Raw genomic sequence first — 14,867 nt, 5'->3', positions numbered from 1 at the left:
CCTCATAGGTTTCTCAGCTTTCATTATGCGAAACCAGCTGTACAGCACAGACCTTGTATTCAGGTATCCTTGCAAATTCGTCTAGTGCAGCATTTGTGAGAACATTTACAGGAGAATCCGGAAAATGGAAAGGCATCCAGGTTTCGCCTTCCGAAACCTTTCTTCCCACATGAGCTGTGGCTGTTATCTCACCTCTTCTGCTCCTGACAGTTATCCTGTCACCTTTTTTAATTCCCAGTCTGTCGGCATCCTTAAAGTTTATTTCTATGAAGCCTTCCCCGGAGATATCCATAAGTCCGGGGGTCCGTTTTGTCATGGCGCCAGCATTGTAATGGTAAAGTATGCGGCCGGTGCTTAGTATAAACGGGTACTCCTCATCGGGAAGTTCCCGGGATTCTTTAAATTCCGCAGGATAAAGCAGGGCTTTTCCTCTTGCGGGATGTCCTGTATGCATGATGGGAGTTCCGGGGTGGTCCTTATCCGGGCATGGCCACTGAAGACTCTCGCCTCTGTCAAGTCGTTCATGAGAAATTCCATGGAAGCTTGGAGTGACGGAAGCTATTTCATCCATGATTTCTGCCGGAGTAAGGTAAGGCTGCTTATACCCCATGGCGTTCATAAGGTCTGTGATAATGTCTGTGTCCGGGCGCATATCACCATCCAGAGTGACAGCCTTTCGTATTCTTTGTACCCGGCGTTCCGTGTTCGTAAAGGTTCCTTCCTTCTCTGCATAGCTTATTCCGGGAAGTATCACATCTGCGTACTCCGCGGTCTTTGTCATGAAGAGGTCCTGCACCACCAGGAAATCAAGACTCTCCAGGGCTTTTATGATATGGTGAGTGTCGGGATCCGAAACTATTGGATCCTCACCGCAGATATAAAGCCCCTTTATCTTTCCTTCTATAGCGGCAGGGAAAACATCAGTAGCCTTAAGGCCAGGAACAGGATTCAGGTCAACGCCCCAGGCTTTTTCGAATTTTTTCCGGACTTCTTCATTATCAACCTTCTGATAACCGGGATAGTCTGTGGGCATGGCACCCATGTCACAGGCGCCCTGAACATTGTTCTGACCCCTCAAAGGGTTCACACCACAGCCGCTTCTTCCTATCTTACCTGTGATGACAGCCATATTTGACATGCTCATGACACCTTCCGTGCCTGTAGAGTGTTCGGTAACTCCGAGACAGTAGATGATAGGGGCTTTTTTTGCGGTGGCATACATTCTGGCAGCCTCTTTAAGCTTATCGGGATCTATATGACAGATCTCTGCAACTTTTTCGGGAGTATACTTCTCCACAAGTGTCTTAAGCTCATTGAAGCCCTCGGCATGTTCTTTTATGTATTCATGATCTATAAGATCTTCCTTTATCATCACATGCATCATGCCGTTGGCAAAAGCTACATTTGTGCCGGGGCGAAGCTTCAGATGTATATCCGCAAGGGACGAAAGACCTATATCTCTGGGGTCCACCACTATGAGTCTGGTTCCGTTTTTTACGGCTTTCCGGATCTGCATACCCACAACAGGATGGGCTTCTTCCGGATTTGAGCCCACAAGGAGAATACAGTCCACATCCGCAGTGATATCCCTGATGGGATTTGTCATGGCTCCTGATCCAAGGGTTTTTGCGAGACCTGCGACTGAGGCGGAATGACAGACTCTTGCGCAGTTATCTGTGTTATTGGTGCCAAAACAGGTGCGGACCATCTTTTGCACCATGTAAATGTCTTCATTTGCGGATCGTGAGCAGGCAAAGCCGGCCAAAGCTTCGCTTCCAAAACTTTCTTTAATTGACATGAATCTTTGAGCCGTATAGGAAATGGCTTCTTCCCAGGATGCTTCTCTGAAGACTCCCGTAACCCGGTCTTTTATCAGAGGCTTAGTTAGTCTGTCCTTTGAATGTACAAATTCAAAGCTTCCGCTTCTGCCCTTTACGCATAGTCTTTTATGATTGGAAGGGCCTGAGGCTGCCTCCACGTTTACGATCTTCCCGTCTTTTACAATGAGATATAACTGGCATCCTGTGGCGCAGTGCGGACAGGTGGTAAGAACCTTTGTTACTTCCCAGTTTCTGTAGTCATTTTCCTTTTTTAAAGTAAGAGCCCCCGTTGGACATACACTTACACAATTTCCGCAGGATTCACATCCGGATTCCTTATAATCTTTTCCAAAAGGAGCATTGACTATATGAAAACTTCCCAGCCTGTCGCTTTTCAGTGTACCGTTGCAGGCTATACGGTGGCAGGCATTGATGCATCTCTGGCAATGTATGCATTTTCCCGGATCATAATCTATGAATGGGTGTTCCCTAAGAACAGGAAGCTTCATATCCATGGCGACTCTCGTACCCGGTGAAAGGGCATGGCTCACCTCATACCTGTTGCAAAGAGTCTGAAGCTCACAGGCTCCGTTGGAAGGGCAGCTCATACAGTCGGTTTTATGATTGGACAGGATAAGTTCCAGCATGGCTTTTCTGTAGGAGTTAATCTTCTCTGATTCGGTTCTTATGACCATGCCCTCTTTTATTTTAGTTCTGCAGGCGGCAAGGAGCATCTCATATCCTTCGCATTCCACCATACACATCCTGCAGGAGCCTATATCGCTTACACCTTCAAGAAAACAAAGAGTAGGAATAAATATTCCGTTGTCACGGGCGATTTCAAGTATGGTAGAGCCTTCATTACCTGAACAGGTTTTTCCGTTGATGGTAACATCAATCATTTATCTCCCCGGCCTCCTTCCATCGAACCGCAGCCATAATGATCGCATCGGAGACACCTTCCGGATTCTCTCATGGCCTCTTCATAAGTCATGGGCAGTTCTACAAAATCAAAATTGGTTCTTCTCTCAAAGGGATCTTTTTCTTCAATCTCTGCTCTTCCTGTGGGGATACAGGGATTGGGATATGCAGGAGGGATATCTGTCTCAAGACTAATCTTATGGTGGTATCCCAGATATTCGTCAATGTTTATGGCGGCAACCTGACCGGCAGCGATGGCTCTTATGGCAGTGGAAGGTCCTGTGACACAGTCCCCTCCGGAAAAGACTCCATCCATCCCCTGTACTATGCAGGCTTCCGATGCCTGTATCCTGCCTCTTTGTACAGGTACGCCTGCTTCCGAAAAGGCTTCGCTGTCGCTTCTCTGACCTACCCCCAGAATAAGGAGATCACACTTGAAACGATAAGGATAGTTACTTGAATGTTCGGTGGTCACAAAGCCGAAGTCGTCATAGGTATTTACGATTTCGGGCTGCAGCCACACAGCCTGAACAGCCCCTGTATCCGGGTTTGTTTCTATATGCAGAAAGCTTAACAGAGTACGGAATCTCACACCTTCCTGCATGGCTGATTCCATCTCACTTTCAAGTGCTGTATAGTCGTCTCTTTTTCTTGTAAACACATGGACAGTTTCTGCATTAAGTCTCACAACTGTTCTTGCGGCATCCATAGCCACATTTCCGCCGCCTATGATCACCACTTTTTTTCCGCTGAGATCCATGGAATCGCCCCTTGCCACTTTCTGAAGAAAATCAGCAGCAGGTATAACCCCCTCTGCATCATGGTTTTCCATGGGCATACGATTTCCAAGCTGTGCTCCTATACCTATATATACGGCATCATAATCCTTTTTAAGCTTTTCAAAGGGAATATCTCTTCCGATTTTTGTACCTGTAAAGACCTTTATATCACCGGCAGACAGTATGGCGTTTATATCAGAGTCCAGTTTGTCTTTAGGAAGTCTGTATTCCGGGATTCCGTATCTGAGCATCCCTCCAAGCTTTTCATGTTCCTCGTAAATATCGGCTTCATGTCCCATAAGAGAAAGAAAATATGCAGCAGTAAGTCCTCCGGGACCGCCGCCTATGATGGCCACTTTTTTTCCGGTGCTGACATTTCTCCGGGGCGTGGGTACACTGTCGGCGGAAACATTGTCAACAGCATACTTTTTAAGCCCTCTTATATTTAAAGGGGCGTCAATCAGTGATCTTCTGCATTTATTTTCACAGGGATGCTCGCATATGTAGGCACAGGCTGTGGGGAATGGATTTCTGTCACGTATCACCTTTATGGCATCTGCCATGTTACCTTCTTTTATGTGTGCTATGTATCCCGGGACATCCACATGGGCGGGACAGAGAGTTATACAGGGAATAGTCTGAACTGTATTTTCCACACAGCGTTTTTTCTCGATATGGCTTTCGTACTCGTCTGAAAAGTCCTTAAGCGAGTCAAGAATGAGTCTCGCTCCCGAAGCGCCTACGGCACAGTCGGAGGTTTCTTCGATCATCAGACATTTTTTTTCGAGTTCTGACAGGGAATCTCTTGAGGCATCGCCGTTTATGATGCTTTTTAACAGCCGGTCCACTTCATGGAGACCGTCTCTGCAGGGGATGCATTTTCCGCAGGACTGATTCATGGAAATATGGAGAAGTGAACGGTACAGAGTAAGAGGACACATACCCGGGGGATATGATGTCATTCTTGAACGAAATTTATGAAGCACTGTATCTATACGTTCATTCATGTTTCCTTTTTTGGGAAGTAGGCGCATAAGGACCTCCTTTATGCTTTTCTTATCTCTCCGGCGATACTCATGGAGTAGTAATCCCTGATTTCAGAAGGATTCTCGGTGATGCCGAGTATCCACATAAGTTTTGTCAATGCTGCTTCCGCGGTCATATCATGAGCCTGAAGTGCGCCGATTTCGAGAGTCTTTCTTCCGGTTTCGTATACGTCCATTTTGGAACCTTCGTATCTGCACTGGGTTCCGACCACAACAGTCATGCCTCCCTGTATCAGCTTATCAAGAGTGCTGATGAAGTCATGCTTCAGAAAGGGCATTCCCCCTATTCCATAGGCTTCGATGAAAAGACCTTTGTAGCCCTGCTCCGCAATGGATTCAAGAAGACTTCTGTGAAGTCCCGGGAACATCTTTATCATGGCCACTTTATCTGAATACTTATTGGAAAGCTGAAATATACCGCTTCTTTCCGGCACTGCGGAATTATCTATCTTCATTCCGAGAGAGCTGATGGTAGCGATGTTCGGATAATTGATGCTTTCAAAGGCATCAAAACTGAGGGAACGTACCTTTGATACTCTGCATCCCAGCATCACCTTTCTGTTAAAGGCTACAAACACTCCGGGAATACCGCTTGCAGCCATATGAATAGCGCAGCGGCAGTTTTCCATGGCATCTGCCACAGGGTTTGTGATGGAAAGCTGGGAACCTGTGATAACCACGGGGATGTTAATGTTTCTCAGCATGAATGAAAGCATGGATGAAGTGTATGCCATGGTATCGGTTCCGTGTATCACTACGATACCGTCATAGTCATTTCTTCTTTCACTTATATGCTGTGCCAGAATGCTCCAGTCTTCCGGAAAAATGTTGGCACTGTCCAAAGAACAGAAATCTTCGATTTCTATTTTGGTATCGCCGGAAACCACATGGAGTTCCTTCTGCATGTCATGGATGGATAAGCCGGGAACAAGCCCGCTTTCTTTCATGACTGATGATAAGGTTCCGCCGGTATTGATTATCAGTATTTTCTTGTTCATGATTGCCTCCCTGGGATGATTCTTATGCCATATTATATATGGTTTTTCAGTATGTTTAAATAAGATTACGTTATGGGAAGCATAATCAAAAACGGACCTTCGTTTCCGAAAGTCCGTCAGCATTTATGTTAAGACGCTTACTCCCGGTTTCCCTTCTTTATGTGTTCTGAAATCGTGATCGGGAAACCTGAAGGTGAAATAAGCATAGTTGCTCTTGATGAACTTGTATCTGTGACCTTATCTCCCCGGGGATTAACATAGCCCTTGGAAATAAAGAAATCATAAGCCTCCTGAAAATTATCAACATTCATACTCATGGAGGTAAGGTCTTTTTCCATGTTTTCAGAAGCTGCTATATTAATGCGGAAGCCGTTTACATCCTTCATGGAATAACTGGTAACGGTGCCGCCCTCGATATCCTTCTTTGTGTGGCGTCTTTCAAAACCCAGCTCTTCAAAAACCTTCATTACCGATTCAGGGTCCTTAGTTACGATCAATGGGCAAAAACCTGTGATTTTCATAGGGTATACTCCTTCCATACTAAAAAATTTACTCTACCCAAAGATTTCGGCAGGCTTTTTAGTATGAATAAGCGGATAACATATTATTTTTTTAAAGTATCATTATACAGACTCTGAAATATAGATTCTCTGTTTCTTAAGCCAACTGATCATTTCCTTTTCCGTGGCATCATCAGAAAGACCGCTGAAGATGGCAAAAGACTTTTCGGAAATTATCTTCACCATGATAACGGGATTCTCGGGAAGGTCTTCCTCCATGTTTTCACATAACTCATCTTCCTTAAGTGCTCTTCTCTGATAATCCTCATCCTCTTTTATATAAATATCATAATTTGAAGTAACCTCGGAAAAATCCAATATCCGTTCAGGAGTAAACTTCGAAACGGTATAAAAACCAAAGGGGGTATAGATAGATTCGCTGACAGGTATGAGGAAACAAAAAGGAACATGTTTTTCCTTCATTGTTTCAAAGGATTTATTTAAAACGGCAGTCATGCACCCTTTGTGCCGCTCAGTTTTTTTGGTGGCCACCGCATAAATATAGTATATTGGAGCTTCTTGTCCATCTTTGTTACAAACCGTAAAAGGATTGAGATGGGCCATGGCTATGATTTCGCCATGGCTTTTCATGCTTATAATGATATTATCCCGGCAGCGGTCCTCGTAGTACCAGTCTGAAAACGGCCCCTTGTCTTCCGGGAACACTTCCTCATAAAGTGCTTTGGTTTCGTATTTTTGATTTTTTTCAGTCAGGACATAGATTTCGTTCATAGATTTGTATTTTTTCGACAGGGTTTCAAGTGGCCGCAGTGCTGAATCACTTAAAATGATTCGGTCATGGTTGGAACTAATGATATTTTTATAATTCACTGATTCAGGTTTCGTAAATATCGCTTATTTCATCTCTCCAGCCCTCAAAATCCTTTTGGAGCACCATGAATTTTCTTTCGTAACCGATGGGATTATAGCTTTCTTTTGCCTTCCTTAATCCCGGAAGACCTACGTCATCCTCCCGGTTTATGATGGCTGCCTCGGGAAATTCGTGGCAAAGAAACTGCTGGTTTATGACCTGATATATGCCTGGAATCTCTGAATTGCCCTTCTCGATAGCGATGCAGGCCATATCTTCCCCAGGGTTAAGAGCTCCTATGGAAAATGCCTCCAGATTGCCGTCAACATATATTCCTCCGGCTTTAAAGGTATCAAGATGGAAACATTCCTTTAACATTTCATGGAGACCCATGATTTCGTATTCCAGGGTATCTTCCGCTTCCTTTTCCTCATCACTTCTTTTTTCGTACCATTTGTCAAGAAACTCAAGCACTTCCTCTTTATCACTGCAGCACAGGCTTCTGTATTCCCATCGACCCTCGTATTCTCTCATAAACTTATTTACGAGATTTTTCTTCTTGTGAAATTTTTTGCCGGAAAGATTTCTTAAGTCATCCCCGCTGTAGAGATAGTCCTTCAGGTCAAATTCCTCTTTAACAAGATAGCTGCAGTTTTCATTAAGTGCCAATGCTTCCACCGCTTCTTCATCGGCAAGATATATCTTTAACGGCTTTTTCAATACATCATTAAAATACTTTTCCAGGACATTGAAATAGTACAAAAGGTCTTCTTCTTTGCAGAAAGGCATGGCAGAAAAATACTCACCCTTACTCTCCATCAGAAACAGCAGGGCTTTATCATCAGCTATACACACACGAATATTGTAATAGTCTCTCCAGAGAAAAGTATCAAGGACTCCGCTGTCGCAGGCTTTGTTGGGCCTCATATAGTAAAAGGGTGCTATCTTTTCTGCATCCGTTGATTTCGGTGTAAAAAATTCAAGATTCATGGTATTCTCACGATCCGGTTTGTAATGACTACAGTGACCATATATACTTTTATGGGTTACTTCAGATTTCCGATATGTGCTCTTTTATGGTTTTCCAGTCTGAACAGCGGTGATAGTTCTTTCCCGGGAGTTCTGAGGTCCTGTTCCATGGGCGGTCAAAAACCATTACTTTTAAATCCGGCAGATGATCAAAAAACTTAAAGGCCTTGGGAGAATCTTCAATGGCATAATCGAAATGCATCTTATAGTAATCTTCGAGTTCAAGATTGAAATCACTGTTCCTGATAAAACTGTCTCTTCCGTATTTGTTGAGACAGTACAGCCTGACCCGGTCAAGACTATGGTTGTCAAGCCATGTGCGGGAGGCCTCATAAGCACTGCCTGGACGTCCTGTGATTATGGAAACCTCATGACCTTTATCAAGCAGGCTGTTGATGGTTTCGGAAGCACCGGGAGTTTCTTCATAGGACAGAAGTATCTCCGGTTTGTGGGCTTCGATCATCATATATTCATACTGGTCGTTTTCCAGAGAAAAGGACCTCTGAAGGTCAAAGTATTTGATGTCTTCGTAGGGAACATCTTTGTTAAAAAGCTCCTTTACAAAGCCGGAAAAATGTCTTGCTGTTTCGCAGAGGCAATCATCAAAATCAACGTATATTTTCATTTATTCCTCCATGAGTCTTTAATGAACCGGATTCCTGAATACAATTAGAAATGCAGCTAGACCCGCTGCGTAAGCGGTGCCCCGGATAAGACCTGTGATAAATACTTTGCATATTCCATCGTAATCTTTCCCGCTAAAGAGGACACCTATCATGGGCTAACAGGCAAAGTAAACACCACGCCCGATGGTGCGGACAATTGAGTATATGGTCTTTATCATGGCCACCAGTGCAATTACTGCTGTTCCGTCTGTAAAGGTTACATCCACCGTGAAGAACCTTTTGACAAAAATATTATATTATACGGCCTTTTAAAAATGACACTAGTTCATCGGAACAGTTTGCCTTTATTACAGTTAAAGCCTGATTATTGCTGATATAAAGATAGAAGTTTGTTTTTGTTTCTATTACTTTGTAGAGATCATCATATCGGATAACAGAATGTCCTCTTTCACTTACTGCTTCGAATCGATCTTCTGCAAATTTAAAGGTTGTAACAGTGCTTTGCAGGAACTTACTTGATTTGTAATTCTTTTTTACCCGGTACAAGGTGATTAGATAAATCACTAAAGGTATGATTAATATAAATATGATGAATTCCGTACCCAGAAAACGATAGCCATAATGAAATGCAGCAACAGCAGCAATCAAAGACAGTATATCGAGAATTAATATAAAACAAATATAGCCCTTATGCATGCTGAACAATGTTGCCCACTGATACTTCTTTAACTCTTCTATAGTCCACTTGGATTCAGTTTCCATTTCTGTAATACCCCTCTAATTATCAATATGTCTTACTTTGATTGATGCCATTAAATTTATCACAGTAAAGACACATTTTCATTAAATGGACTAAATCCTTCACTTATATGGAAGAAATAATTCATAAATTATTCCTTCAGAAACCTGCCTCTCCGGATACAGTATGAGGCTTTTATATTTTGGTCATATTACAGTGCTTTCCCGCCGGAAACTTTTATAACCTGTCCCGTTATCATCCGTGCCTGTTCACTTGCCAGGAACAGCATGGTTTCAGCAATATCCTGAGGCTGGATCAATTCTCCCATAGGGATAAGCGGAATAACCACTTTTTCAAAATCCTCATCTATCCATCCTGTCTGAGTCGGTCCCGGGGCAATACAATTAACGGTTATTCCATATTTTGCAACCTCAAGGGCGATACTGCGGGTTAATGCTTCCATCGTAGCTTTGCTTGCTCCATAGGTTATCTGACCGGCAAAAATCTGTGCCGCATCGGTGGAAACATTAAGAATTCTTCCGTAATCGCTGCGGTGTTTCACAAATTCTCTTATCATCAGAAGGCTTCCCCGGACATTTACCGAAAATGTATCATCGATAACATTTTGAGTGATGGCTTCTATGGTGTCGGAACCGGTTTCATCATCTGTTGCGGCATTATTGACCAGGATATCGACTCTTCCGAATCTTTCAAAAGCCGATGTATAGATCTTTTTTACGGTATCTTCATCTGAAATATCCCCTTCGAAAATCAGATAGTCCGTATTCATTTCCCGGAGTTTTTCTTCCAGATAATCCGCGTTTCCGGCATTGGCGGCATAGTATCTGTCCACTCCGTTTTTGTCTGTCTTATGGGAATCAAAGGGTCGGTCCACTTTCTTATATACCAAAACCAGCTTTGCCCCTTCCCGGGCAAATGCCAAAGCTGTGGCTGAGCCAATCCCCTGGGGGTTATTTACTCCTGTGATCAAAGCTACCCTGCCGGTTAATCCATAATCGACCATTTATATCACCTCCGAAAAAAATTCTATTTAATATCTATAGATGTGATGATTTTTGTCAATCTGATGTCGTCGTAAACAGGGTCATCAGTTCATAGTACGCGCCTGATACGCCCGGCATGCTTTCCGTAGAAGCTCCAACCATCTTTTCGCCATCCCAAAAACTTACCGACTGACTGCCGCCACAAACTGCCGGCATGAGACTTTTATTCTCGTCCTTCTTATCGAGACCATATTTTTTGATGATTTCCAAAGCAGATTCAATAACTGTAGCAGGTATGAAACGGTAATGTTTACCCCTCTCTGTTATGAGCTGAGTGTCTGAAAACTTCCATACCTGTACGCCATCATACTGAGGGGGATTAGTCGACTTATATTCTGACAATGTGAAAAGCAGTTCCTTCCTGATCTCCGCACCACACTTAAGGCATACCTCTCCCTTTTGAAACTTTTCTCCGCATTTGGAACATGTCCAGCCGACTTCCTCATCCTGCAGAGAACTATCGATTCCATCATCAAGTACCGGCTGCCATGTACCATCTTCGGAAAGCCTGTAGGCTGCCTTCGGTACTGAGTAAGCAGGTGAAGGTGTGATTTTCTGCGGCTGTGCTGAATACGGCTTACCACAGTTTGGACAAAAACTGCTGATGGGTCCGCTATAACCGCACTCACACAAAAATGTATCTTTTTCTTTTCGCATAGCTCCACAATTGGGACAAAACTTTCCCGAGAAAATCTGTCCACAATCACATTGAACTTCTCCCTCCTTCAGAGTCACGGCAGAAGATGCCTTGTCCCGTGACAGTGTGAAACTCAGTTTTTCACCCGTTGAAACAGCAACCAGATCGATGTGAAGTTTGTCTTCAATATCATGCCAGGCAGATACGATATTGTAGGCTGTCACATTATCTTTTTTGAGGGCCGTTTCACCAAGCTTTATTTTCAGATCCTCACCGAAGTTATGCTGATATGAAAAACCATCTAAAGCGCCCATCATTCCCAAGCCCATAAGACCCGGAAATGAAGTTGTCATATCCAGGCCTGCCGGAACCACATCGTAATAACCATTAATTGTTGCATTTCCATAATTAACGGTAATATTAACAGTATCAGTAAGTATGGCAGTTATGGAACCGTCAGCGCTCTTCCATGTGTCTGCAAGCTGCTTATAGTACATATAGTTAGGATTCTGAATTGTCATTTGAGTCCTCCACTGTAATTATCATATACATCCATAATACCATATCAATTATCATGAATGAGTTTGAGAATCAAAGACTGCTATGGGCTTATCGTCTTGGGAGTCAGTATAATATGGAGTATCCATTGGAGCCCAAATTGGAGACCACGCTGGGGTCCATTTTGATAAGAAAATTATCTCTCCGGACAACAAAAAAGGATTCCCGATTACTCGGAAATCCTTGATTTACTGCCCTTTTATAGAGCAGGGGGTTGAGGGATTCGAACCCCCCATGAGCGGTTTTGGAGACCGATATCTTACCATTGGATTTCCTAAGGTTTTCGGCATTGGAGACCTAATTGGAGACCTGATTGAATTATAAATGTGTTACATTTGCATAGATACAGGTTCTTCAGAGTTAATGCTAGGGAAAGGAATAACGTTGTCAGGTGAATGTTGTTCTGCTTCCCATAGAGTGAGTTTTTGCTGCATGTTCATCCAGCTTTCCGGAGATGTATTTGTGGCTTTGCCTATCCTTATTGCCATTTCAGGGCTTAATGCAGTTTTCTCATTTACAAACTCTGATAATGCTTTTCTGGTAACTCCAAGCATCTGTGCCGCGCTTGTAATCGAAAGATTCAATGGCTTTATTACATCCTCCAAAAGTACAGTTCCCGGATGGGTTGGTCTTCTCGTCATTTCAAGTTCCTCCTTCCTTAGTGGTAATCCAAATAATCCACAAGATATGCATCATTGCCTTCAAAATAAAAGGTGATTCGCCAATTACCATTTACTGTTACAGACCACATGTCCTGTTTATCACCTTTTAAGGGATGTAGTCTGTAACCCGGCAGGTTCATATCTTGTGCTGAAGCACTTGCATCAAGTCTGTCAAGCATTCTTCCGAGCTTTGGAGCATGTTCAGCCTGTATTCCTTTTTTTGATCCGGTTTCGTAGAACTCTTTCAGTCCTTTGTGTGCAAATGATTTAATCATAATTATAGTGTAACCCGTTACGTATCAAGTGCCAATCTTGAACGCTAAATTGCCCCTTTTTTCATTTATCTGTTGTCTTAACATCCCAAAAACTTCGCCATGAGTTAACCTCTCAGGATTAGTTTCCGCGCACTCATCTGTTTCTAACAAGATTTGTTCGATATCTTTTTGATTTTTCATCTTATATTTTTGGTCTAAGTATCGTTTTAGGTCTTCGGTGGTTAATTCACCTCGTTTTTCTTTTTCTATATATTGCTTAAAGTCTTCTGTTGGTTCAAGACCATCAACTTTTATCATGCCTATAGCATAATTCCAAGCTTGCTCGTTAGTCATATAATCAATTCCTTGTTTAATAACATTGATTAGTACCTTAGTGTATAGCTTCATATTCTGCCCATGCATCGGACTGCCATAATAGATTTCTCATTATTAGTCCTCGATGATATTGCATTGGAATACCTTGCCTTTTTCAATATCTTGGATGCGACGTTTCAACTCTGCCCCTTCAGCTATAGTTAATCCGTTGGAATCTTTTAATGAAAATGTCATGCTCTGAGAACGGACTGCCTGTCTTATCAACGCAAGTGTAGCAGCTGACATAGAAAGTCCTAAAGCTTCACAAAGTGCGCTATATCCTTCTCTAGTCTTTTTATCTATTTTAAATGTGAAATTTGTCATTTCTTCTGTGGTTGAGATCATCTCTATTTGCCTCCTTCTAATAAATATTATCTCAGAGTGAGGAGGAATAATCAAGTGCTGTTAGGGTGCTATAGCACGTGAAAACGGAAAAATATATTTGTTATTTACAACCATATGATTGATTGTGTTTTACTTACGGCACTCTTATGGCGGAGATGAACACCCCGGCACATCTTCTCTGCAATCAGATGGGGCATGGAAATATTCACGTTACACAGCTATATTATCTTGCGGTTTCTCAGACGGGCATTGAAGCTCTTCAAAAGAACTTGAATCAGTTATGATTGTTGCCCACAAGTGTTTTGACTTTCCATCAATAAGCAACACATAGATTGTATAGTTACCATAAAAAGGCAGAGGGTTCACAATTCCTCTGCCTTTTGTTATTGTAAATTTAAATAAACAACATTTTTTTCGGCTTAATACTTGCTTTATACTCTTTCTTATTATCCACTATTTTTCAGGTTTAACACATTTTAATTCTTTTAAGTCTATTAATATCGGACTTGTGAATTCAAAATCCGGTGAACCATGTAGAGTTATTGTGTATCCATAGAATTCCACGTATCTAACAGCTTCCAGTTCTTTTTTACTCCAATTTGCGGGGTAAGCATGCTCCTCAAGCAATTCAGCTCGTCCTTCCTTGATAGTATTAACATATCCCCCACTCATATAATTCGATTGCAAAACATCCATATTCTCATCAAGATAAGTGTAAAAGATTCTCATAGAACTTTCTTTTACTTTTAAATCACTTCCGGAAGTATTACGGACTTTCATTTTCCATCCATAAAATTGAGCATCATCTACACTTTTCACAATGTACGGTTCTATGGTTATCTCCTCAATCGTTAATTGATCCACAGGCTCACCTTCAAAAGTATAAACTACATTACTTTCAGATATTTTGTCCTTTGATTCTTCTGAAGCAGGAGCTTCTGATGAATCGGCAGTGTTATCAGCTTTTTCCGTATCTTTACTTTCCGCTGTTACTGAACTTGTCTCTGCTGACTTAGTGTCACCACCGCAAGAACAAACAAACATTGACATAACTATTGATAGAAAAATCACCGACAATCTTTTCATTAGTTCTTCTCCTTTCTGGAACTTAAGTAGTGTATGCTCAGCAACCGCCTAATTTTTCAGACGGCTGCCTCATATAAACAATTGTACCTTGAAAATATCAAAATCAATTTTTGGAACAAAGAAAGCCTGAGGAGGCAATCTAAATTCATGGATATGATCGATAGTGCTATAGAGCTTCGGCTTGTTTCTTCAAGTTTTGTCATGATTAATCCAAGACCGTGACTATGTTTTGATAATGCAAATTTTCGCTCTACTTCAATTCTGTCAACGCTATCCACGTACTCCGTGTGCTTATCAATTGAAACATTCTTTCCGGGCCTTCCTAAAGCTGGTCCCGCAAGTCTTATCCCGCGTGCTTTACAGTATGCGAGATTTTCTCTGTTTCGGTAAATCTTATCTGCAAGTGCTCGTTTAGGATAATGACCATTACGCTTAAAGAAATTCTCAATAGCAGATATCAATACTTCGCTTTCATTGTATGCGTCGAATGATATTTTTTCCAATCTGCCGAGTCCATTTTCAATACTAAGATCGATCTTGGCACCGAATTCTACAGG

At 42.3% G+C, this 14,867-nt stretch carries 16 protein-coding genes and 1 tRNA gene; all 17 read right to left on the bottom strand.

Annotation, left to right across the window (positions count from 1 at the left end):
* Positions 1–13 precede the first annotated feature (13 nt).
* Positions 14–2,722, bottom strand: coding sequence for a formate dehydrogenase subunit alpha (gene fdhF / locus T515_RS10345; RefSeq protein ID WP_036610728.1), 2,709 nt, complete (start codon positions 2,720–2,722; stop codon positions 14–16).
* Complete coding sequence (locus T515_RS10340) at positions 2,719–4,527, bottom strand: NAD(P)-binding protein (RefSeq protein WP_197026428.1); 1,809 nt, start codon at positions 4,525–4,527, stop codon at positions 2,719–2,721. Before T515_RS10340 ends, fdhF begins: the two co-directional genes overlap by 4 nt.
* Positions 4,528–4,565: 38 nt before the next feature.
* A complete protein-coding gene (locus T515_RS10335) occupies positions 4,566–5,564 on the bottom strand; it encodes an asparaginase (RefSeq protein WP_036610725.1) in 999 nt (332 codons plus the stop codon).
* Between the two features lie 137 nt (positions 5,565–5,701).
* Entirely contained in the window at positions 5,702–6,085 is a 384-nt protein-coding gene (locus T515_RS10330; RefSeq protein WP_036610724.1) for a hypothetical protein, read from the bottom strand.
* 102 nt (positions 6,086–6,187) lie between these two features.
* Positions 6,188–6,856, bottom strand: a complete 669-nt coding sequence (locus tag T515_RS10325) for a GNAT family N-acetyltransferase (protein WP_051671639.1) — start codon at positions 6,854–6,856, stop codon at positions 6,188–6,190.
* Between the two features lie 103 nt (positions 6,857–6,959).
* On the bottom strand, positions 6,960–7,925 hold the full coding sequence (locus T515_RS10320) for a DUF2156 domain-containing protein (protein ID WP_036610721.1): 966 nt from the start codon (positions 7,923–7,925) through the stop codon (positions 6,960–6,962).
* A gap of 61 nt (positions 7,926–7,986) precedes the next feature.
* Positions 7,987–8,589, bottom strand: a complete 603-nt coding sequence (locus T515_RS10315) for a 5' nucleotidase, NT5C type (protein WP_036610717.1) — start codon at positions 8,587–8,589, stop codon at positions 7,987–7,989.
* 292 nt (positions 8,590–8,881) lie between these two features.
* The gene (locus T515_RS10310) at positions 8,882–9,352 is read right to left on the bottom strand and encodes a YcxB family protein (protein ID WP_036610709.1); all 471 of its coding nucleotides are present in this window, start codon (positions 9,350–9,352) and stop codon (positions 8,882–8,884) included.
* Between the two features lie 188 nt (positions 9,353–9,540).
* Positions 9,541–10,353 (bottom strand): SDR family NAD(P)-dependent oxidoreductase, encoded by an 813-nt coding sequence (locus tag T515_RS10305; RefSeq protein ID WP_036610701.1) that lies wholly within the window; start codon positions 10,351–10,353, stop codon positions 9,541–9,543.
* Between the two features lie 55 nt (positions 10,354–10,408).
* A complete protein-coding gene (locus tag T515_RS10300; protein WP_036610698.1) occupies positions 10,409–11,551 on the bottom strand; it encodes a hypothetical protein in 1,143 nt (380 codons plus the stop codon).
* Positions 11,552–11,799: 248 nt separating this feature from the next.
* Positions 11,800–11,860 (bottom strand) — tRNA-Trp (locus tag T515_RS17400).
* A gap of 57 nt (positions 11,861–11,917) precedes the next feature.
* Positions 11,918–12,229, bottom strand: a complete 312-nt coding sequence (locus T515_RS10295; protein WP_036610696.1) for a HigA family addiction module antitoxin — start codon at positions 12,227–12,229, stop codon at positions 11,918–11,920.
* A 17-nt stretch (positions 12,230–12,246) separates the two neighbouring features.
* The gene (locus T515_RS10290; RefSeq protein ID WP_036610693.1) at positions 12,247–12,525 is read right to left on the bottom strand and encodes a type II toxin-antitoxin system RelE/ParE family toxin; all 279 of its coding nucleotides are present in this window, start codon (positions 12,523–12,525) and stop codon (positions 12,247–12,249) included.
* A 24-nt stretch (positions 12,526–12,549) separates the two neighbouring features.
* Entirely contained in the window at positions 12,550–12,858 is a 309-nt protein-coding gene (locus tag T515_RS18015; protein ID WP_155988357.1) for a hypothetical protein, read from the bottom strand.
* A 96-nt stretch (positions 12,859–12,954) separates the two neighbouring features.
* Positions 12,955–13,224, bottom strand: coding sequence for a damage-inducible protein J (locus tag T515_RS10280; RefSeq protein ID WP_242839363.1), 270 nt, complete (start codon positions 13,222–13,224; stop codon positions 12,955–12,957).
* A gap of 453 nt (positions 13,225–13,677) precedes the next feature.
* On the bottom strand, positions 13,678–14,310 hold the full coding sequence (locus T515_RS10275) for a hypothetical protein (protein ID WP_036610688.1): 633 nt from the start codon (positions 14,308–14,310) through the stop codon (positions 13,678–13,680).
* Between the two features lie 56 nt (positions 14,311–14,366).
* Positions 14,367–14,867: transposase (locus T515_RS10270; RefSeq protein WP_155988356.1), on the bottom strand; the 501-nt coding region annotated here is incomplete at its 5' end.

This window comes from Oribacterium sp. P6A1 (assembly GCF_000702885.1).
Classification (GTDB): Bacteria; Bacillota; Clostridia; order Lachnospirales; family Lachnospiraceae; genus Oribacterium.
This window is presented reverse-complemented; position numbering and strand designations above follow the sequence as displayed.

Excerpts from the sequence above, each read along its gene's own strand:
- fdhF (WP_036610728.1), bottom strand. The coding sequence starts at position 2,722 with ATGATTGATGTTACCATCAACGGAAAAACCTGTTCAGGTAATGAAGGC.
- T515_RS10340 (WP_197026428.1), bottom strand. The coding sequence starts at position 4,527 with ATGAATGAACGTATAGATACAGTGCTTCATAAATTTCGTTCAAGAATG.
- T515_RS10335 (WP_036610725.1), bottom strand. The coding sequence starts at position 5,564 with ATGAACAAGAAAATACTGATAATCAATACCGGCGGAACCTTATCATCA.
- T515_RS10330 (WP_036610724.1), bottom strand. The coding sequence starts at position 6,085 with ATGAAAATCACAGGTTTTTGCCCATTGATCGTAACTAAGGACCCTGAA.
- T515_RS10325 (WP_051671639.1), bottom strand. The coding sequence starts at position 6,856 with ATGAACGAAATCTATGTCCTGACTGAAAAAAATCAAAAATACGAAACC.
- T515_RS10320 (WP_036610721.1), bottom strand. The coding sequence starts at position 7,925 with ATGAATCTTGAATTTTTTACACCGAAATCAACGGATGCAGAAAAGATA.
- T515_RS10315 (WP_036610717.1), bottom strand. The coding sequence starts at position 8,589 with ATGAAAATATACGTTGATTTTGATGATTGCCTCTGCGAAACAGCAAGA.
- T515_RS10310 (WP_036610709.1), bottom strand. The coding sequence starts at position 9,352 with ATGGAAACTGAATCCAAGTGGACTATAGAAGAGTTAAAGAAGTATCAG.
- T515_RS10305 (WP_036610701.1), bottom strand. The coding sequence starts at position 10,353 with ATGGTCGATTATGGATTAACCGGCAGGGTAGCTTTGATCACAGGAGTA.
- T515_RS10300 (WP_036610698.1), bottom strand. The coding sequence starts at position 11,551 with ATGACAATTCAGAATCCTAACTATATGTACTATAAGCAGCTTGCAGAC.
- T515_RS10295 (WP_036610696.1), bottom strand. The coding sequence starts at position 12,229 with ATGACGAGAAGACCAACCCATCCGGGAACTGTACTTTTGGAGGATGTA.
- T515_RS10290 (WP_036610693.1), bottom strand. The coding sequence starts at position 12,525 with ATGATTAAATCATTTGCACACAAAGGACTGAAAGAGTTCTACGAAACC.
- T515_RS18015 (WP_155988357.1), bottom strand. The coding sequence starts at position 12,858 with ATGACTAACGAGCAAGCTTGGAATTATGCTATAGGCATGATAAAAGTT.
- T515_RS10280 (WP_242839363.1), bottom strand. The coding sequence starts at position 13,224 with ATGATCTCAACCACAGAAGAAATGACAAATTTCACATTTAAAATAGAT.
- T515_RS10275 (WP_036610688.1), bottom strand. The coding sequence starts at position 14,310 with ATGAAAAGATTGTCGGTGATTTTTCTATCAATAGTTATGTCAATGTTT.